Annotated in this window: 16 protein-coding genes; 12 read left to right on the top strand and 4 right to left on the bottom strand. The window is 66.3% G+C overall.

Going from position 1 to position 19,995, the window contains the following annotated elements:
• Positions 1 to 86: 86 nt before the first annotated feature.
• A complete protein-coding gene (gene gabP, locus PVZ77_RS13235; RefSeq protein WP_273806927.1) occupies positions 87 to 1,475 on the top strand; it encodes a GABA permease in 1,389 nt (462 codons plus the stop codon).
• A 354-nt stretch (positions 1,476 to 1,829) separates the two neighbouring features.
• Positions 1,830 to 2,039, top strand: a complete 210-nt coding sequence (locus tag PVZ77_RS13230; RefSeq protein WP_133860393.1) for a DUF1127 domain-containing protein — start codon at positions 1,830 to 1,832, stop codon at positions 2,037 to 2,039.
• A 124-nt stretch (positions 2,040 to 2,163) separates the two neighbouring features.
• On the opposite strand, the gene PVZ77_RS13225 is transcribed toward PVZ77_RS13230, so the two are convergent.
• Positions 2,164 to 2,391, bottom strand: a complete 228-nt coding sequence (locus tag PVZ77_RS13225; RefSeq protein ID WP_273806926.1) for a hypothetical protein — start codon at positions 2,389 to 2,391, stop codon at positions 2,164 to 2,166.
• A 307-nt stretch (positions 2,392 to 2,698) separates the two neighbouring features.
• Here PVZ77_RS13225 and PVZ77_RS13220 point away from each other — a divergent pair, with 307 nt between their 5' ends.
• The 10 genes from PVZ77_RS13220 to garD all read left to right on the top strand — a co-directional run bounded on the left by PVZ77_RS13220 (position 2,699) and on the right by garD (position 17,080).
• Positions 2,699 to 3,802 carry an efflux RND transporter periplasmic adaptor subunit gene (locus tag PVZ77_RS13220; RefSeq protein ID WP_273806925.1) on the top strand — a complete coding sequence of 368 codons (1,104 nt, stop codon included), beginning with the start codon at positions 2,699 to 2,701 and terminating at the stop codon, positions 3,800 to 3,802.
• Positions 3,799 to 4,869 carry an efflux RND transporter periplasmic adaptor subunit gene (locus PVZ77_RS13215; protein WP_273806924.1) on the top strand — a complete coding sequence of 357 codons (1,071 nt, stop codon included), beginning with the start codon at positions 3,799 to 3,801 and terminating at the stop codon, positions 4,867 to 4,869. Before PVZ77_RS13220 ends, PVZ77_RS13215 begins: the two co-directional genes overlap by 4 nt.
• Positions 4,866 to 7,919 (top strand): efflux RND transporter permease subunit, encoded by a 3,054-nt coding sequence (locus PVZ77_RS13210; protein WP_273806923.1) that lies wholly within the window; start codon positions 4,866 to 4,868, stop codon positions 7,917 to 7,919. The genes PVZ77_RS13215 and PVZ77_RS13210 overlap by 4 nt, the downstream gene beginning before the upstream one ends.
• Before the next feature lie 219 nt (positions 7,920 to 8,138).
• Positions 8,139 to 9,080, top strand: a complete 942-nt coding sequence (locus PVZ77_RS13205; RefSeq protein WP_273806922.1) for a LysR family transcriptional regulator — start codon at positions 8,139 to 8,141, stop codon at positions 9,078 to 9,080.
• 248 nt (positions 9,081 to 9,328) lie between these two features.
• Positions 9,329 to 9,499 carry a hypothetical protein gene (locus tag PVZ77_RS13200; RefSeq protein ID WP_273806921.1) on the top strand — a complete coding sequence of 57 codons (171 nt, stop codon included), beginning with the start codon at positions 9,329 to 9,331 and terminating at the stop codon, positions 9,497 to 9,499.
• A gap of 120 nt (positions 9,500 to 9,619) precedes the next feature.
• Positions 9,620 to 11,431 carry an aminopeptidase P family protein gene (locus PVZ77_RS13195; protein ID WP_273806920.1) on the top strand — a complete coding sequence of 604 codons (1,812 nt, stop codon included), beginning with the start codon at positions 9,620 to 9,622 and terminating at the stop codon, positions 11,429 to 11,431.
• On the top strand, positions 11,428 to 12,468 hold the full coding sequence (locus PVZ77_RS13190) for a threonine aldolase family protein (protein ID WP_273806919.1): 1,041 nt from the start codon (positions 11,428 to 11,430) through the stop codon (positions 12,466 to 12,468). The genes PVZ77_RS13195 and PVZ77_RS13190 overlap by 4 nt, the downstream gene beginning before the upstream one ends.
• 471 nt (positions 12,469 to 12,939) lie before the next feature.
• A complete protein-coding gene (locus PVZ77_RS13185) occupies positions 12,940 to 13,977 on the top strand; it encodes a LacI family DNA-binding transcriptional regulator (protein ID WP_273806918.1) in 1,038 nt (345 codons plus the stop codon).
• Positions 13,978 to 14,143: 166 nt separating this feature from the next.
• Positions 14,144 to 15,502 carry an MFS transporter gene (locus PVZ77_RS13180; RefSeq protein WP_273806917.1) on the top strand — a complete coding sequence of 453 codons (1,359 nt, stop codon included), beginning with the start codon at positions 14,144 to 14,146 and terminating at the stop codon, positions 15,500 to 15,502.
• A 21-nt stretch (positions 15,503 to 15,523) separates the two neighbouring features.
• Positions 15,524 to 17,080, top strand: a complete 1,557-nt coding sequence (gene garD, locus PVZ77_RS13175) for a galactarate dehydratase (RefSeq protein WP_273806916.1) — start codon at positions 15,524 to 15,526, stop codon at positions 17,078 to 17,080.
• An 87-nt stretch (positions 17,081 to 17,167) separates the two neighbouring features.
• On the opposite strand, the gene PVZ77_RS13170 is transcribed toward garD, so the two are convergent.
• The 3 genes from PVZ77_RS13170 to rph form a co-directional block, all read right to left on the bottom strand.
• Positions 17,168 to 18,460, bottom strand: a complete 1,293-nt coding sequence (locus PVZ77_RS13170) for a hypothetical protein (RefSeq protein ID WP_273806915.1) — start codon at positions 18,458 to 18,460, stop codon at positions 17,168 to 17,170.
• A 282-nt stretch (positions 18,461 to 18,742) separates the two neighbouring features.
• Entirely contained in the window at positions 18,743 to 19,105 is a 363-nt protein-coding gene (locus PVZ77_RS13165) for a DUF4870 domain-containing protein (protein ID WP_017639343.1), read from the bottom strand.
• A 10-nt stretch (positions 19,106 to 19,115) separates the two neighbouring features.
• Positions 19,116 to 19,838, bottom strand: a complete 723-nt coding sequence (gene rph, locus PVZ77_RS13160) for a ribonuclease PH (RefSeq protein ID WP_017639344.1) — start codon at positions 19,836 to 19,838, stop codon at positions 19,116 to 19,118.
• Positions 19,839 to 19,995: the final 157 nt, after the last annotated feature.

Genomic DNA, 19,995 nt, shown 5'->3' with positions numbered 1-19,995 from the left:
ACCCTTTGAGGTCATTTTGTGCCGATTTCAGCGGGGATGGCGCGCAAGTTGCACTTGGGAGGCTTTCCGTTGTCAGGTAACACCTTATGTCCAACGTAGAATGCAACCTTTCTCCGGCGCTCAAACCGCGCCATGTGACCATGTTGTCCATTGCCGGGGTAATCGGTGCCGGTCTGTTCGTCGGCTCCGGTCATGCCATCGCCGCGGCCGGTCCGGCCGTACTGCTGGCCTATGCCCTGGCTGGCACCCTGGTGGTGCTGGTCATGCGCATGCTGGGTGAAATGGCCGTCGCCTCGCCCGATACCGGTTCCTTTTCTTCTTATGCGCAGCAGGGCATCGGTCGCTGGGCCGGCTTTACCATCGGCTGGCTGTACTGGTGGTTCTGGGTGCTGGTGATTCCGCTGGAGGCGGTGGCCGCCGCGGCCATCCTCAGTGCCTGGTTCCCGGCGATCGCCACCTGGCAGTTCGCCCTGATCATCACCGGCATCCTGACCGTGACCAACCTGTTCAGCGTCGCCAAGTACGGCGAGTTCGAATTCTGGTTCGCCCTGCTCAAGGTCATCGCCATCGTCGCCTTCATCGCCCTGGGCGCGGCAGCCCTGGTCGGCGCCCTGCCGGGTCGCGAGGTCAGTGGCCTGAGCAACCTGATGGCCCATACCGGCGGCTTCATGCCCAATGGCTTCGGCGCGGTGCTGGGCGCCCTGCTGACCACCATGTTCAGCTTCATGGGGACCGAGATCGTCACCATCGCCGCTGCCGAGTCCAAGGACCCGTCGCGGCAGATCAGCAGGGCCACCAACTCGGTGATCTGGCGGATCGCGCTGTTCTATCTGGTCTCCATCTTCCTGGTGGTGTCCATGGTGCCCTGGAACGATGCCCAGCTGCCGCTGGTGGGTTCCTATCAGCGTGCCCTGGAGATCCTGTCGATCCCCAACGCCAAGCTGATCGTCGACTGCGTGGTGCTGGTCGCCGTGGCCAGCTGCCTGAACTCGGCGCTCTATACCGCGTCGCGCATGCTCTATTCCCTGGCTCGCCGTGGCGATGCCCCGGCCAAGCTGGGGCGCGCCTCCAGCAGCGGTGTACCGCGGGCCGCGGTGCTGGCCAGCACGGCGGTGGGCTTCCTCACCACCATCGCCAACTACACCATGCCCGAGGCGGTGTTCAGCTTCCTGCTGTCCACCTCCGGCGCCGTGGCCCTGCTGGTCTACCTGGTGATCGCCGTGACCCAGCTGCGCCTGAGACGCAAGCTGATGGCTCGCGGCGAGCACCTGGAATTCCGCATGTGGCTGTTCCCCTGGCTGACCTGGGCGGTGATCGTCTTCATCGTCGGCGCCCTGACCGTGATGCTGTTCAGCGACGCTCATCGCTTCGAGATCCTGGCGACCGGTCTGCTGGCACTGGTGGTCGTGGCCATCGGCACCTGGGTCGGCCGTCGCCAGCCCGCCACGCCGAATCTGGCTGCCGCCGCACGTTGATCGCGAGAAGCTTCCGACGTCGCCAGGCGTCGGGAGCGCTCCTTTCTGGAGCACGAAGGCATTTCCAGGCTGGACAGCAGGTGCGGTAACAGGTAGAACAGCACTCCTGTTTTGTTGGCTGGCGGCCAACTGTACAGCTCTTATCTTCGCGATGTTCCCTCGGGTAACCAAATTTTGCACTGCAATGGTGCAATGCGTTACAGAATGACCCAAATTGCAGCAGTACAGTTGCAATTGTGTGCAAGGTGATCCGCGATCCTTTCCCTGTACTGTTACTGGTGGTAGCACTCGTCCGGCGAGACAATGGCGCCATTCGATGACCAGTACCCGTCACAAGCGGGAAGGAAAGCCACCATGGAACGCACCTTCAGTTCCTCGCTGTACAACGCCAAGCCCAGCACTCGTGTTCCCGCTGCCCTGCGCGTTATCTCCACCCTGTCCACCTGGCAGCGTCGCATCGCCAGCCGCAATGAACTGGCCCGTCTAGATACCCGTATGCTGGCTGACGCCGGTATCACCGAGGCCCAGCGCTACCAGGAAATGCACAAGCCGTTCTGGCGCTAAGCCCGGCAGCTGCACAGTTTCCACAGACCCCGCTTCGGCGGGGTTTGTTTTGTCTGCCGTCTGGACAGCGGACAGTAAAAAGCCCCGGATGCCGGGGCTTTTCGTTACCGCCAGGGGTGGGCGGTTACTGCATGTTGTTCTGGTTGCGGGCGTCGACCTTGTTGGGCTTGTCGCTCTTGAAGGGCACCTCGGCAGCGCCGTCGGCACCCCCTTTGACGGTAGTCTTGCCCGGCACCTCGGTGGTGGCGGCGCCATTGACGGCCGTGGCGCTCTTGGAGGGATCAGCCGCGAAGACACCCGTGGCCATCGACAGCATCACAGCAGCGGTAGAGGTGATCAGCAGCTTTTTCATGAGTTCGGCCTCGTCGAAATGAACCTGTGTATCCGATGGGGCCCGCAGCGGAAGAGCGGCGGGCATCAGCTGCAGACGGACAGGTCCACAGCGCACGTCTCAGTTGACTGCCGCCCGGAATGCCGGGTTCCAGGGCATTTGTGAACATTTGTGGGTAAGTCGCCGCTCCGGTAGCAGGCGTTTGCACCTGGCCCTCGGTGTAGCGCTTCCCAAGTGGCGTCAGGCACCTGACAATTCGTCAGACGAACCCCCTGCGGCGCGCGTGGTCAGTTCGCAGATCGCGCCTCTTCCACCAACAAGGACAATCATGAGGGCTCTCCGCCTTGCTCGCCTCTGCCAGGTAACGGCTGCTCTGACCCTGGTAACGCTGTTACCGGGCTGCTCCCAGGAGCAACCCCCCACCGAGGAACTGGCACGGGTGGTGGTGGCGCAGCTGAGTCCGATACGGGATAGCCAGCGCATCCCCTTCACCGGCGATATCCAGGCACGTGTCCAGGCGCCGCTCGGCTTTCGGGTGAGTGGCAAGATCAGCGAACGGCTGGCGGACGTCGGTGATCGCGTGCGCGAGGGCCAGGTGCTGGCCCGGCTGGATCCCCAGGATCTACGCAACAACCTGGCCGCAGCCCAGGCCCAGGTGGAGGCCCAGGAAGCCCGTACGCGGCTGGCACGGGTGGACTTCGAGCGCCAGGCTGCGCTACTGCCCAAGGGCTACACCAGTCGCAGTCAGTACGACCAGGCCCAGGCCACCCTCGATGGCGCGCGCAGCGCTCTGCAGACCGCCATGGCCCAGCGCGACGATGCCCGCAAGCAACTCGGCTACACCGAACTGCGCGCCAGCGCCGCTGGGGTGCTGACCGCCCGCCATGCCGAAGCCGGGCAGGTGGTACAGGCCGGGGCGGCGATCTTCGATCTGGCGGTGAGTGGCGAGCTCGACGCCGTCTTCGATCTCTACGAATCCCTGGCCCGCGAACTCAAGGTCGGCCAGACCCTGCCCGTCATCCTGCAGGCGCAACCGGCGATCGCGACCCGGGGCACCCTGCGCGAAATCGCGCCAACGGTGGCCAGCAGCGGCACGGTGCGCATCAAGGTGCAACTCGATCGACCGCCAGCGGCCATGACCCTGGGCGCGGTGGTCAACGCCCAACTGGAGGGCGTGGCCGAGCAGGGCTTCGCCTTGCCCTGGACGGCGCTGAATGGCACCACCGAACAGCCCGCCGCCTGGCGCCTCAATGACGATGGCCGGGTCAGCCTGCAGCCGCTGCGCATCGAGCGCTACACCCGTGACAGCATCATCGTCAGCGACGGGCTCAAGGCCGGTGACCGCATCGTGGTCGCCGGTGGCCAGGCGCTCAGTCCCGGGCAGAAGGTCGAGCTCGCCGAGCGCTCCGCCTTCAACGAGGTGCGGCCATGAAGCCTCTGCTGCCGCTCTGCCTGCTGCTGGTCCTGGCCGGCTGTTCCGACGACGAGGCCCCGCCGCCGCCGATCCGGCCGGTGGCGACCCTGACCCTCAGTGCCCCGCCGCCCGGGCGCGAAGTCTTCGCCGGCAGCATCCAGGCGCGCTACGAGAGCGTGCTGGGCTTTCGCGTCGGCGGCCGCATGACCCGCCGGCTGCTGGACGTGGGTCAGCCGGTGCGGCGTGGCCAGTTGCTGGCGGCGCTGGACCCCACCGATCAGGACAATGCCCTGCGCAGCCGCCAGGGCCAGACCGCCGATGCCGACGCCCAGTGGCGCGATGCGCGCAACGATGCGCGGCGCCAGCAGCAGCTGTTCGACCAGGGGGTCGGCTCGCGCTCCCAGCTGGACCAGGCGCTGACCCGGCTGCATACCCTGGAAGCCTCCCGCGAGCAGGCCCAGAGCGCCGAGCGCCAGGCTCGCGACCAGCGCAACTATGCCGAACTCCAGAGTGATTTCGACGGGGTGATCACCGCCTGGCAGGCCGAAGTCGGCCAGGTGGTGTCCGCCGGTCAGCCGGTGGTGCGGGTCGCCCGGCCGGATGTTCGCGAGGCGGTCCTGGATCTGCCGGCCCAGGCCATCGGCCAGCTGACCCCGGGGCGCGTCCTGACCGTGCGCATGGCCCTGGATCCCGAGGTGGCGGTGCAGGGCCGGGTGCGCGAGATCGAGCCCCAGGCCGATGCCACCACCCGTACCCGGCGGGTGCGCCTGACCCTGGATGAGCCGCCAGCCGCGCTGCGCATCGGCAGCCTGGTGCAGGGCGAGCTGGAGTCGCCACCGGCCGCGGGCCTGCCGCTGCCGATCCAGGCGCTGCGGCGCCAGAATGGCCAGACCCTGGTCTGGGTGGTGACAGGCCAGGGCGAGCAGGCGCAGGTGCGCCAGCGTCAGGTCGAGGTGCTGCGCGAGGCCGCTGGCCTGGCGTGGATCGGCAACGGCCTGAAGGCGGGTGAGCGGGTGGTGACGGCAGGGGTGAACAGTCTCGAGGAGGGACAGCGGGTGAAGGATCAGGAGGGCGCTCGGCCATGAAAGGCTTCAACCTGTCGGACTGGGCGCTGCGCCACCAGTCTTTCGTCTGGTACCTGATGTTCGTCGCCCTGCTGATGGGCGTCTTCTCCTACATGAAGCTGGGGCGCGAGGAAGACCCGTCCTTTGCCATCAAGACCATGGTCATCCAGACCCGCTGGCCGGGGGCGACCACCGAGGAGACCCTGCGCCAGGTCACCGAGCGGGTGGAAAAGAAGCTCGAAGAGCTGGATTCGCTGGACTACACCAAGAGCTTCACCCGACCGGGCCAGTCCACGGTATTCGTCTATCTGCGTGACACCACGCCGGCCAAGGCGATTCCCGACATCTGGTACCAGGTGCGCAAGAAGGTCTCGGACATCCAGGGCGAATTCCCCCAGGGCATCCAGGGACCGGCCTTCAACGACGAATTCGGCGACGTCTTCGGCAGCATCTATGCCTTCACCGGCGACGGCTTCAGCATGCGCCAGCTGCGCGACCAGGTAGAGCAGGTGCGCCGCGAGATCCGTAGCGTGCCGGGCATCGGCAAGGTGCAGCTGATCGGCGCGGAGAACGAGGTCATCTACCTGGACTTCTCCACCCGCAAGCTGGCGGCCCTGGGCATCGACCAGCGCCAGGTGATGCAGAGTCTGCAACAGCAGAATGCGGTGACCCCCTCGGGGACCATCGAATCCGGCGCCGAGCGCATCAGCGTGCGCACCAGTGGCGAATTCCGCTCCACCGCCGACCTGGCCGCCGTCAATCTGCGCATCGACGACCGCTTCTATCGGCTCACCGACCTGGCCGACATCCGCAGTGGCTACGCCGATCCGCCCAGTTCGCTGTTTCGCTACAACGGCCAGCCGGCCATTGGCCTGGCCATCGCCATGAGCAGCGGCGGCAATATCCAGACCTTTGGCAAGGCGCTTACCGAAAAGATGCAGGAGCTGACGGCCGACCTGCCAGTGGGCATCGGCGTGCACGTGGTCTCCAACCAGGCGCAGGTGGTGGAAAAGGCCGTCGGCGGCTTTACCCGGGCGCTGTTCGAGGCGGTCATCATCGTGCTGGTGGTGAGCTTCATCAGTCTCGGCGTGCGCGCCGGCCTGGTGGTGGCGCTGTCGATCCCCCTGACCCTGGCGCTGGTGTTCGTCTTCATGGAGTACAGCGGCATCACCATGCAGCGGATCTCCCTGGGCGCCCTGATCATCGCCCTCGGTCTGCTGGTGGACGACGCCATGATCACCGTGGAGATGATGGTGACCAAGCGCGAGGAGGGCGAGTCGCTGCACCGCTCGGCGACCTTCGCCTACGAGTCGACCGCCTTTCCCATGCTCACCGGCACCCTGGTGACGGTGGCCGGCTTCGTGCCCATCGGGCTCAACTCCAGCAGCGCCGGCCAGTACACCTTCACCCTGTTCGCGGTGATCGCCGTGGCGCTGCTCTTGTCCTGGATCGTCGCGGTGTTCTTTTCGCCGGTGATCGGCGTGCACATCCTGCCGAAGAAGGTGAAGCAGAAGGACCACGACCAGCCCGGCCGCCTGGCTCGCTGGTCTGACGGCCTGTTGCTGGGCGCCATGCGCCATCGCTGGCTGACCATCGGCCTCACGGTGCTGCTGTTCGCCGCGGCGCTGTTCGCCATGAAGTTCGTGCAGAACCAGTTCTTCCCGTCCTCGGATCGACCCGAACTGCTGATCGACTTCAACCTGCCGCAGAACGCCTCCCTCGACGCCACCCGCGCGCAGATGGACAGATTCGAGAAAACCCTGGCCGACGATCCGGACGTGGCCCACTGGAGTTCCTATGTCGGCCAGGGCGCGGTGCGCTTCTATCTGCCGCTGGACCAGCAGCTGGAGAATCCCTTCTATGGCCAGGTGATCCTGGTGGCCAAGGACCTGGAGGCGCGCAATCGCCTGCTGCCCAAGCTCAAGCAGCGGCTGCGCCAGGACTTCGTCGGCCTGTCCGGCTACGTCCAGCCGCTGGAGATGGGTCCGCCGGTGGGTCGGCCGATCCAGTACCGCATCAGTGGCCCCGACGTCGCCGAGGTACGCCGCCAGGCGCTGGCGCTGGCCAGTGTGCTGGGCAAGAGTCCCCAGCTGGGCGACTTCCTCTACGACTGGAACGAGCCGGCGCGGATGCTCAAGGTCGAGGTCAACCAGGACAAGGCGCGGCAGCTGGGCTTCTCCTCCCAGAACGTGGCGCAGATCCTCAATGGCGTGGTGACCGGTACCCCGGTGACCCAGGTACGCGACGACATCTACCTGGTCAATGTGGTGGCGCGGGCCAGCGAGGCCGAGCGGCGCTCGGTGGAAACCCTGGAGAATCTGCAGATCATGACGCCCCAGGGCGTCGCGGTACCGCTCAAGGCTTTCGCCCGTATCGACTACGCCCTGGAGCAGCCGCTGGTGTGGCGCCGCGATCGGCTGCCCACCATTACCCTCAAGGCCTCGATCCTCAGCGAGATCCAGGCGCCGGATCTGGTCAAGCAGCTGCAACCGGACGTGGATGCCTTCATCGCCAAGCTGCCGCCGCGCTACCAGGTGGCGGTGGGTGGGACGGTGGAGGAGAGCAGCAAGGCCCAGGGCCCGATCGCCGAGGTGGTGCCGCTGATGCTGTTCCTCATGGCCACCTTCCTGATGATCCAGCTGCACAGCATCCGCAAGCTGTTCCTGGTGGCGAGCGTGGCGCCCCTCGGTCTGATCGGCGTGGTGCTGGGCCTGATCCCCTTCGGTCAGCCGCTGGGCTTCGTCGCCATCCTCGGGGTGCTGGCGCTGATCGGCATCATCATCCGCAACTCGGTGATCCTGGTGACCCAGATCGACGCCTTCGAACAGGCCGGTCGCTCGCCCTGGGACGCCGTGGTGGAAGCCACCCGGCACCGCCGCCGGCCGATCCTGCTGACCGCCGCGGCGGCCAGCCTGGGCATGATTCCCATCGCCCGTGAGGTGTTCTGGGGGCCCATGGCCTACGCCATGATCGGCGGCATCGTCGCGGCGACCCTGTTGACCCTGCTGTTCCTGCCGGCGCTGTACATCGCCAGCTATCGCATTCGCGAGCCGGGCCGTGAGGGGCGATGAACGAAGCGGTAGGGCAAAAAAAACGGCCTTCTGGCGGAGGTCTCCAGGGGAGACATCTGCCAGAAGGCCGCAAGGAGCTATCCAAGGAGCCACTGCCGGAGGGAAGGATTCGCGCGGTCAGAATGTCGAATCCACAGCAGCTCACCGCACCACTATCGTGCGTGCGACTTTTTCAATAAAGTGACGGCTTGACGAAACTCCATTGCGAAAAAGGCAATAATGGATATTTTCCAAGGCATGCGCATCTTCGTCCGGGTGGTGGATCTGGGGAGTCTCACGGCTGCCGCCCACACCCTCGCCCTGTCTACCGCCCAGGTGTCGCGCCTGCTGGCGGAACTGGAAAGCCACCTGCAGACCCGGCTGCTGCACCGCACCACCCGGCGCCTGGCGCTGACCGAGGCAGGCGAGCGCTACCTCGAACGCTGCCGACGCATCCTGCAGGACGTCGGCGAAGCCGAAGCCGAAGCCAGCGGCGCCCATCTCAAGCCCCATGGCCATCTGCGGCTGCATTCCATGACCGGCCTGGGCACCCAGTTGCTGGCGCCCCTGGTGTCACGCTTCTGCGCGCGCTATCCCCATGTCGAGATCGTCATGACGCTCTCGCAGAACCATTCGGCGCTGCTGGAGGATGGGCATGACATCGCCATCACCCTGGATACCGAACTGGCCGATTCGGATTTCGTCGCCCAGCGTCTCGGCGGCGTCTACAGCGTGGTCTGCGCGGCGCCCAGCTACCTGGCGCAGCGTCCGGCGCCCAAGGTGCCCGCCGATCTTGCCGAGCACGACTGCCTGCGCCTGATGGATCCGAACTTCTCCGAACGCTGGGTCTTCGCCGGCGAGGACGGCGAGCAGCAGGTCGCGCCGCGCTATGTCTTCCAGGTCAACGTCGCCGAGGCCCTGGCCAGCGTGGCCCGCCAGGGCATGGGCATCTGCCTGCTGCCCAGCTACATCGCGGTCAACTACCTGCGCGATGGCAGCCTGGTGCGGCTGCTGCCCAACTTCCGCCTGCGCGAGCGCAACATCCATGCGCTCTATCCCTCGCGGCGCTTTCTCGACGCCAAGATCAAGACCTGGATCGACTTCCTCAAGGAGGAATTGCCCGAGCGCCTGCAACTGGAGAACCGGGTGCTGGAAGACCAGCGCTACTGGGCCAAGGACTAGGCTTTGTCTGAAAGGCGCCTGCGCTCGGCGATACGGCGTTAAAGATCCGCTGGATCGCCAGCCCGGTCCGCTTCCTCGCGGATTTTTGCCTTGCCTAACCTTCGCTCGGCGAATTTCAGACAAGCCCTAAGGCAGAGCTTGTTGCGGGTTTTGTAACAGTGATTTAGTTAGCATCCTATTTATTAGGCTGCGTTCTTTACCTAGAATGGTCCTGTATCCCGATGAACATGACCTGTTAGGAGTTCGCCATGAAACGTTCTCTGTCCGCCCTCGTGCTGACCCTTGCCACCCTGACCGCCGCCCAGTTCGCCGCTGCCGACGACAATCCCAGCCTAAGATACAAGCTGGTCGATCAGAATCATGCCGCCATGCAGCACTACGGCGATCAGGCCGCTCCCGCCGCCGACGCGCGTCGCTGAGCCGCTCCGCTTTCGAAAGACCACCCCTCCTTGCTCCTTTGGTCTTTCTCCGCCGCACCCTTCGGGTGCGGCTTTTTTATATCTGCGGCACACTGGGCCCCTGACCTTGTCGAGGTGCTCATGACCGCCATTTCCGCTCAACGACTTGCCGACCTGCGGGCCTTCCTGGCCGAGCAGGACGCCGATGCCTGCCTGATCCCCAGCGCCGATCCCCATCTGTCCGAATACCTGCCGGAACACTGGCAGGGCCGCGCCTGGCTGTCCGGTTTCACCGGCTCCGCCGGGCTGCTGCTGGTAACACGCCAGGCCGCTGGCGTCTGGACCGACAGCCGCTACTGGGAACAGGCCGCCCAGGAGCTGGCGGACAGCGGCATCGATCTGATGAAGCAGGTCGCCAGCCAGCCCCAGGCCCATCTGCAGTGGCTGGCCGAGCAGGTGCCCGCGGGCGGTACGGTATTGGTGGACGGCCAGGTGCTGTCGCTCGGCGCCGCGGCGGCCCTGCGCCGGGCACTGGAACCCAAGGGTATCCGGCTGCGGACCGACCTCGATCCGCTGGCGACGATCTGGACCGGGCGCCCTGCGCTGCCGGTCGCGCCGGTCTATGCCCATGCGGCGCCCCATGCGCCTCAGCCGCGCAGCGCCAAGCTCGCCCAGGTGCGCCAGGCAATGGCCGAGGCCGGCACTGCCTGGCATTTCATCTCTTCGCTGGACGACATCGCCTGGCTGCTCAACCTGCGTGGGGCGGATGTGCCCTACAACCCGGTGTTCCTCGCCCATCTGTTGCTGGGCAAGGACAGCTGCCAGCTGTTCATCGACCCGGCCAAGGTGCCGGCCGAGATCCGCACGGCCCTGGAAGCGGACGGCGTGACCCTGGCCGACTACCACCAGGCCGCCGCCGAACTGGCCAGCCTGCCGGCAGGTAGTCGCCTGCTGGTGGACCCGGCGCGGGTCACCCTGGGGCTGGCCGAGGCCGCGCCCCAGGATGTCGAGCGGCGCGAGCAGATCAATCCCTCGACCCTGCTCAAGGCCTGCAAGACCGCCGCGGAAGTGGCCCAGGTGCGTACCGCCATGGAAGAGGATGGCGCGGCGCTCTGCGTCTTCTTCGCCCGCTTCGAGGCGGCCCTGGCCCGCGGCGAGCGCCTCACCGAGCTGACCGTGGACGACTGGCTGAGCGAAGCCCGCGCCGCCCGGCCGAACTTCGTCTCCCTGAGCTTCGCCACCATCGCCGGCTTCAATGCCGGCGGCGCCCTGCCGCATTACCGCGCCACCGAGGAGGCCCATGCCGAGCTCCAGGGCGACGGCCTGCTGCTGATCGACAGCGGCGGCCAGTACCTGGGCGGCACCACCGACATCACCCGGGTGGTGCCCATCGGCACCCCCAGCGCCGCCCAGCGCCGCGACTTCACCCTGGTGCTCAAGGGCATGCTGGCGCTGTCGCGAGCGCGCTTCCCGGCCGGCGTCGCCGCGCCGATGCTCGATGCCCTGGCGCGCGAGCCGATCTGGGCCGCCGGCATCGACTACGGCCACGGCACCGGTCACGGCGTGGGTTATTTCCTCAATGTGCACGAGGGGCCGCAGTCGATTTCCTTCTATGCCACGGTCACCCCGCACCATGTGCTGCGCGAGGGCATGATCACCTCCAACGAACCGGGCATCTATCGGCCCGGCCAGTGGGGCGTGCGGCTGGAAAACCTGCTCTTGTGCACGAGTGCGGAAACCACCGAATTCGGCGATTTCCTAGCCTTCGAGACCCTGACGCTCTGTCCGCTGGACACCCGCTGCCTGGATCTGGCCCTGCTGCGCAGCGACGAGCTGGACTGGCTGGATGGCTATCACGCCGAGGTCCGCCGCCGCGTGCTGCCGCTGGTCGAGGGCGCCGCGCGCGACTGGCTGCTGGCCCGCACCGAACCCGTCACGAGGACTGCCCGATGAGCAGCAACGCCCAGCAATTCGCCAGTGACAACTATTCCGGCATCTGCCCGGAAGCCTGGGCCGCCATGGCCGCGGCCAACGTCGGCCACGAGACCGCCTATGGCAACGACACCTGGACGGCGCGCGCCGCCGATCGCTTCCGCCAGCTGTTCGAGACCGACTGCGAGGTGTTCTTCGCCTTCAACGGCACCGCGGCCAACTCCCTGGCCCTGGCGGCGCTGTGCCAGAGCTACCACAGCGTGATCTGCTCCGATACCGCCCACGTCGAGACCGACGAATGCGGCGCGCCGGAGTTCTTTTCCAACGGCTCCAAGCTGCTGCTGGCTCCGGCCCATCAGGGCAAGCTGACGCCGGGCGCCATCCAGCAGATCGCCACCAAGCGCGCCGACATCCACTTTCCCAAACCGCGCGCGGTGACCGTCACCCAGGCTACCGAGGTAGGCACCCTCTATGGCCTCAACGAACTGCAGGCCATCAGCGCCACCTGCCGCGACCTCGGCCTGCACCTGCACATGGACGGCTCGCGCTTTTCCAACGCCGTGGCCGGCCTGGGCTGCACCCCGGCCGAGGTGACCTGGAAGGCCGGCGTCGACGTGCTCTGCTTTGGCGGTACCAAGAGCGGCATGGCGGTGGGGGAGGCCATCCTCTTCTTCAATCGCGAACTGGCCGAGGACTTCGAATACCGCTGCAAGCAGGCCGGCCAGCTGGCCTCCAAGATGAGATTCCTCTCCGCGCCCTGGCTGGGCGTGCTGGAAAACGACACCTGGCTGCGCCACGCCCGCCATGCCAACGCCATGGCCCAGTTGCTGGCCGAGCGCGTTCGCGACGTGCCCGGGGTGGACTTCATGTTCCCGGTGGAAGCCAATTCGGTATTCCTGCAGCTCTCGGAACCGGCGCTGGAATTCCTGCGCAACCGCGGTTGGCGCTTCTACACCTTCATCGGCAGCGGCGGGGCGCGTTTCATGTGCTCCTGGGACACCGAAGAGGCGCGGGTACTGGAACTGGCGGCGGATATTCGGACGGCCATGGGCGGGTAGGGCGCAGCGCGGCCGCTCCTACAGCAGCCAGATAGCCTGTAGGAGCGGCCCATGGCCGCGATCAGATCTGGCACGGGGATTATCGCAGCCGTGGCGGTGCGCCGATGGAACGGACCCCGACGATTGATCGCGCTTTGGCCAGGGCGGATGGCGATGAACGCCTGCTCGGCCAACCCCCTCTCTCCTTGGGAGAAGGCTGGGGTGAGGGTGTTCCTCGCCACGCTGTTCCAGTGGAAAAGGCTACGCCGTTTTCCACGCTACTGCGGCCCGTAGGTTGGGTTGAGAGGGCTCTACCGTCGAAGCCCAACATTGGGGACTCCGGGGCGATGTTGGGCTTCGCTGCGCTCAACCCAACCTACGGCGGCTCTGGGTGGAAAACGCAATGCGGTTTTCCACGCTACGGTGTTCACCGGGGACGCCGCCCGCCCCAACCGTTACCATGGCCGATCTCCTTCCCGTCTCCCGCGATCCATGGCCAAGAAGTCCAGCAAAGTCCTCACTGCCGCGGTCAATCCCGCCGCCCCCACGCTTATCGACGTGGCCCGGGTCGCCGGGGTGTCGCCGATCACCGTCTCGCGGGCGCTGAATCGACCGGAGATCGTCAGCGAGGCGGCGCGGGAGAAGGTGCTGGCGGCGGTGCAGGCCACCGGCTACGTGCCCAATCTGCTGGCCGGCGGTCTGGCCTCCAATCGCAGTCGCCTGGTGGCGCTGTTCGTGCCGACCATCGTCCACTCCATCTTCGCCGAGACCGTCCAGGCGCTGATGGCGCGCCTGTCCCAGGCCGGCTACCAGACTCTGCTGGGCCTGACCGGCTACAGCGCCGAACAGGAAGAGCAGCTGCTGGCCGCGGTGCTGGGGCGCAAGCCCGATGGCATCGTGCTGACCGGTACCCTGCATACCGCCGCCAGTCGCCAGCGCCTGGCCCAGGCCGGCATCCCGGTGGTGGAGTCCTGGGACCTGGGCGAAGACCCGCTGGACATGCAGGTGGGCTTTTCCCATGAAGCCGTGGGCCGGGCCCAGGCCGAGCATCTGCACGCCCGCGGCTATCGGCGCTTCGCCGTGGTCTCGGTGGATGACCCCCGCGCCCTGCGCCGCTGTCGCAGCCTGGTCGCGCGGCTGGCCGAGTTGGGCGTGGCGGAACCGCCGCTGGAGATCCTGCCAGCCCCCGCGCTGGTGGAGTCCGGGCGAGCTGGCCTGCGCCAGCTGCTGGCCCGTGACGAGGCCTTCGACGTGGTGGTCTGCAGTTCGGATACCGTCGCCCAGGGCGTCATGGCGGAAGCCGCCAGTCGCGGACTGCGCCTGCCCGAGGACCTGGCGGTGCTGGGCTTCGGCAATCTCTCCAGCGCTGCCCAGATGCACCCGGCGCTGTCGTCGGTCAGTGTCGAGGGCGATCGCATGGGCACCCTGGCGGCGGAGGCACTGCTGCAGCGTTTCAACGGGGGCGACCAGGGCCGGGAAGCGGTGCGCATCGACACCGGTTTCCATATCATCGACCGCGCCACGACCTGACCGTCGGTCCTTATCTTGTTAGACGTCATACTTGTATGGTTGCGCAATCATGGCTTAGTCTTGGGCAAACGCAAGGGCTGAGACCGATTGTCGCATTGAGCTATGATTGCGCAATCATCCATGGCTCCGTGCCTTCAATAAAAACAATCACGCAAGAGGGATCCCCATGGATGCCACAAGACCGACCCGGGTGCGCTACCTGATCCTGTTGATGCTGTTCGTCGTGACCACCATCAACTACGCCGACCGCGCCACCATCGCCATCGCCGGCTCCAGCCTGCAGAAAGACCTCGGCATCAGCGCCGTGACCCTTGGCTATATCTTCTCCGCCTTCGGCTGGGCCTATGTGGCCGGGCAGATTCCCGGCGGCTGGCTGCTGGATCGCTTCGGTTCGAAGAAGGTCTATGCCGGCAGCATCTTCTTCTGGTCGTTCTTCACCCTGCTGCAGGGGCTGGTCGGCGGTCTGCCGGTGGCCTGGGCGGTCACTACCCTGTTCATGCTGAGATTCCTGGTCGGGCTGGCCGAGGCACCGTCCTTCCCGGGCAACGCGCGCATCGTCGCCGCCTGGTTCCCCACCGCCGAACGCGGGACCGCCTCGGCGATCTTCAACTCGGCGCAGTATTTCGCCACCGCGCTGTTCGCGCCGATCATGGGCGGCATCGTCTTCCACTTCGGCTGGGAGCACGTCTTCGTCATCATGGGCGTCCTGGGCATCCTGTTCTCCGCGGTCTGGCTGAAGTACATCCACAATCCCAAGGAGCATCCGCGCATCAACGCCGCGGAGCTCGCGCACATCCGCGACAACGGCGGCCTGGTGGACATGGACAACGGCGCCCGCCAGCAGGGTGGCGGTCCCAAGTGGCACTACATCACCCAGCTGCTGACCAACCGCATGATGCTCGGCGTCTACCTCGGCCAGTACTGCATCAACGCCATCACCTATTTCTTCCTGACCTGGTTCCCGGTGTACCTGGTGCAGGAGCGCGGCATGACCATCCTCAAGGCCGGTTTCATCGCCTCGCTGCCGGCGATCTGCGGCTTCATCGGCGGGGTGCTCGGCGGGGTGATCTCCGACTACCTGCTGCGTCGCGGCCATTCCCTGACCTTCGCCCGCAAGCTGCCCATCGTCTGCGGCCTGCTGCTCTCCACCAGCATGATCTTTTGCAACTACGTCGACGCCGACTGGATGGTGGTGGGCTTCATGACCCTGGCCTTCTTCGGCAAGGGCATCGGTGCCCTGGGCTGGGCGGTGGTGGCGGACACCTCGCCCAAGCAGATCGCCGGTCTCTCTGGTGGCCTGTTCAACACCTTCGGCAACCTGGCCTCCATCACCACCCCCATCGTCATCGGCTACCTCATCGCCGCCACCGGCTCCTTCAAGTGGGCGCTGGTCTATGTCGGTGCCAATGCCCTGGTGGCCGTGTTCAGCTACCTGTTCATCGTCGGTCGCATCCAGCGCGTCGAGCTGCGTACCGCCGACGGCGAGATCCTGGGCGCGACCCAGCCTGACCCGGCCCGGGCCTGAGCCCCGGCAGAGGATAAGAATATGAACCTGATCGATCACCGTGATTCGCCGCGCTACATCAAGCTCCATCCCCTGGACAACGTCGGGGTGGTGGTCAACGAACCCGGCGTGGCCGCCGGCACCGCCTTCGCCGATGGCCTGACCACGGTCGAGGCCATTCCCCAGAGCCACAAGGTCTCCCTGGTGGATCTCCAGGAGGGCGCCGAGGTGGTGCGCTATGGCGAGGTCATCGGCTACGCCCTGCAGGACGTTCCCGCCGGCAGCTGGATCACCGAGGCCCTGCTGCGCATGCCGGAGCCGCCGGCGCTGGACAACCTGCCCAAGGCCACCGCGCCCGGCCAGGTCGGCGAACCCCTGGAGGGCTATACCTTCGAGGGATTCCGCAATCCGGACGGCAGCGTCGGCACCCGCAACATCCTGGCGGTGACCACCACCGTGCAGTGCGTGGTGGGGGTGCTGGACCACTGCGTGGAGCGGGTACGCAAGGAACTCCTGCCGCGCTACCCCAACGTCGACGACGTGGTGCCGCTGTCCCACAGCTACGGCTGCGGGGTGGCCATCAACGCCCCGGATGCGGTGATCCCCATCCGTACCCTGCACAACATCAGCCGCAACCCCAATTTCGGCGGCCAGGCCCTGGTCATCGGCCTGGGTTGCGAGAAGTTGCAGGCCAGCCAGCTGATGCCCGGCGATGACCTTACCGCCGGGCAGAACGAAGAGGAGTGGCTGTTCCGCCTGCAGGATTCGGCCAACGGCTTCGCCGGCATGGTCGAACAGATCATGGGGCTGATCGAGGCACGTCTGGCGGTGCTCAATGGGCGCCGCCGCGAGACGGTGCCGGCCGCGGAACTGGTGGTGGGCATGCAGTGCGGCGGCAGCGACGCCTTCTCCGGCATCACCGCCAATCCGGCCCTGGGCGTGGCCGCCGATCTGCTGGTGCGGGCCGGCGCCACCGTGATGTTTTCCGAGAACACCGAGGTGCGCGATGGCATCCACCTGCTGACCCCGCGCGCCGCCACTCCCGAGGTGGCCGACGCCCTGATCCGCGAGATGGACTGGTACGACCGCTACCTGGAGCGGGGTATGGCCGATCGCAGTGCTAATACCACCCCTGGCAACAAGAAGGGCGGGCTGAACAACATCGTCGAAAAGGCCATGGGGTCGATCGCCAAGTCGGGTACCAGCCCCATCGCCGGGGTCATCGCGCCCGGCGAGAAGATCCGCGGCAAGGGCCTGTACTTCGCCGCCACCCCGGCCAGCGACTTCATCTGCGGCACCCTGCAACTGGCGGCGGGCATGAACCTGCACATCTTCACCACCGGCCGTGGCACCCCCTATGGGCTGTCCATGGTGCCGGTGATCAAGGTCTCGACCCGCACCCAGCTGGCCGAGCGCTGGCCGGACCTGATCGACATCGATGCCGGACGCGTGGTGAGCGGGCGGCTGTCGCTGGAGGAGATGGGCTGGGAGATCTTCCAGTGCTACCTGGACGTGGCCAGCGGTCGCCGCCAGACCTGGGCCGAGCGCCATCGCCTGCACAACGACCTGGCGCTGTTCAATCCGGCCCCGGTGACCTGATCTATGCGGTAATGAAAAAGGGCCGATCCCCCTGGGATCGGCCCTTTTTTCTGAACGGCGATTTTACGCCGTGACGTCGCGGCGCGCTCAGTCGGCGAGGGCGCTACCGCTGACCGGTCGCAGGCGCTGCTGGCCGTCGTCTTCCGGATCACCCATCAGCACGTAGCCGAGGATGATGCCGACGAAGAGATTGCCGACGCCGATATCGAAGAGGTCGGTGGTCCAGCCGATCAGGCAGAGGCAGAAGGCGATGGCCAGCAGGGTGTGGCTGAGGCGGTCGGGCGCGGTGTGCAGGCGGATGAACACCGGCAGCTGCATGGCATAGCCGAGGATGCCGACCACGCCGAACACGCACCAGAGATAGACCACGCTGCTGTCGCTGGTGACGAAGAGGTCGATCCCCGGAACGGGGAAGGCGGCCATGGAGCTGCCGAACAGGCCGAAGCCGGCGCCTTCCACGGTCCAGCCATGGCGGCTCATTTCCGCGACGACATTCGGCCAGGTGTTGACCAGGCGATCGTAGAAGGAGGCCAGGCCGCTGTCGCTCGTCACCACCAGGGGGTCGAAGTCGCGGATCAGGCTCAGCACCGGCAGCAGCATGCCACCCACCACCGCCAGCAGGATCAGCGCATAGGTCGGCCACTGGAAGCGACGGGTCATCATCAGCGCCAGGGTAAAGGCGAAGGCCGCTGCCGGCGCCTTGCTGGTGGTGAGCAGGATGCCGAAAAAGCCGACCAGGGCGACCACCAGCCAGAGCGTCCTGGAACGGGCGAACTGCGCGAGGAACAGGCAGTAGACCGCGATCAGCGCCGCCAGCACGTTGGAGACCCGGGCGAAGCCGGCGATCCGGTCCTCTTCACCGGCGACCCACTGGGTATTGCCGGCGATGTCGTTGCCGCCGAGGTTGTAGCTGTAGCCTTTCCAGGGCACCGAGGTGTACTTGTCCAGGGCGATGCCGACCAGGCTGGCGAGCAGCAGCAGGAACATGGCCCGGCCCAGCAGGCGCCGCTGCTTGAGCAATTCGCGGCCGCAGACCAGGCCGAACAGCAGCGGGCTGTAGACGAACAGCGAGAACAGCACGTTGTTGAAGGTCCCGCCGTGCAGCAGGGCGAGGGCGGCGTAGGCCAGCCCGGCGAACAGGCCGACCCAGATCACCCGGGGCAGCTTGACCGTCGCCACCTGCAGGGCGAACAGCGCCAGGCAGGCGATCTTGGGCAGATAGACCAGCGCCGAGGCGCCGACCATGTCCAGGGCATAGCGCAGAAAGCCGGAAAAGGTCTCGACGACCAGCAGGCCGATGGCCGTCCACACCATGAGGGTGGAATAGCGCCATTCGAGCACACGCTGGAAGGGGGAGGGGGTGGCGGTTGCAACCGACATGATGATCATCCCTGTCTTGATGCCGATGGCGCCGGAGGCCACCAGTCCTGACGTAAGAAGCGAGGACCGTCGGGGCACGCCACCTTGGCGTTATCGACGGACTGCTGACGCAAAAGCGAAGGCGGGCACGCTACCGCCAGCGACGAATGAAACCAGTCGCGGCGAGGGCGTGAGAAGTAAGCCGAAGGGATGATAGCGGAGGGCTTCCGGCGCCTGTCAAACGGCGCCGGGCCGACCGGAAATCCTCAACGCGGATATCAGAAGCAGGCCACAAAAAGCCCGCTAATTGACCATCCGCCAGGTCAGGGGGTAGCGGTAGTCGCGGCCCTGGTTGGCCTTGATGCCGGCGATCACCGTCAGCACGAAGGCCACACAGGCCACCAGCAGCATCAGCGGAAAACCGATCAGCACCCACACCAGCAGCCAGCAGATCATGTGCAGCAGGGTGACGGTGAGCTGGAAGTTCAGCGCCTCCTTGCCCTGGCGGTCGATGAAGGGGTCGTCCTCGCGCTTGAACTGCCAGACCACCAGCGGACCTATCACGTTACCGATGAAGGGCACCACGAAGCCCAGGAAGGCGGCGTAGTGGCAGAGCATGGCCCAACGCCGGGCTTCGGCGCTGGGGGCGGGGACGAGATCGTGCATGAGGGCTTCCTTACTCGCCGCGCAGGGCGGCTTGCTGGAGCTCGAACAGGTCACGCAGGCCACCCTGGGCCAGTTCGAGCATGGCGTTGAGTTCGGCCGGCTGGAAGGGCGCGCCTTCGGCGGTGCCCTGAACCTCGATGAAGCCACCGGCATCGGTCATGATCACATTGAGATCGGTCTCGGCGGCGGAGTCTTCCAGGTAATCCAGGTCGAGCACCGGGGTGCCCTGGTAGATGCCCACGGAGATGGCGGCCACCATCTGCTTGAGCGGATTGCCCTTGAGATTGCCACGGCGCTTGAGCGCGCCCAGGGCGTCGACCAGGGCCACGCAGGCACCGGTCACCGAGGCGGTGCGGGTACCGCCGTCGGCCTGGATGACGTCGCAGTCGATGTAGATGGTGTTCTCACCCAGCTTGGACAGGTCGACGGCGGCGCGCAGCGAACGACCGATCAGCCGCTGGATCTCCAGGGTCCGACCGCCCTGCTTGCCCTTGGCTGCTTCACGCTGATTCCGTTCGCCGGTCGCACGCGGCAGCATGCCGTATTCGGCGGTGAGCCAGCCCTGGCCCTTGCCCTTGAGAAAGCGCGGCACCCCGGCCTCGACGCTGGCGGTGCAGATCACCTTGGTATCGCCGAACTCCACCAGAACCGAACCCTCGGCGTGCTTGGTGTACTGACGGGTGATGCGGATGGGGCGCAGCTGATCGGCGGCGCGGCCACTGGGACGCTTCATTGCGGGCTTCCTGTAAGGCGTAGATATCAGGTCCATAGTATAGAGAGCGTCCGGCTCATGCGACACGGATGCATTGGGTCGCTCCGATCAGGTGCGCTAGAATCGTGCGTTTTACATGCGTGGTCGCTCGGGATCGCCCCAGATCCGCGCATCGTCA

This window comes from Pseudomonas sp. SHLD1 (assembly GCF_028640935.1).
GTDB classification, from domain to species: Bacteria; Pseudomonadota; Gammaproteobacteria; order Pseudomonadales; family Pseudomonadaceae; genus Chryseomonas; species Chryseomonas aestiva.
Note: the sequence above shows the minus strand (reverse complement) of the source record. Positions and strands in the feature narration are given on the sequence as shown.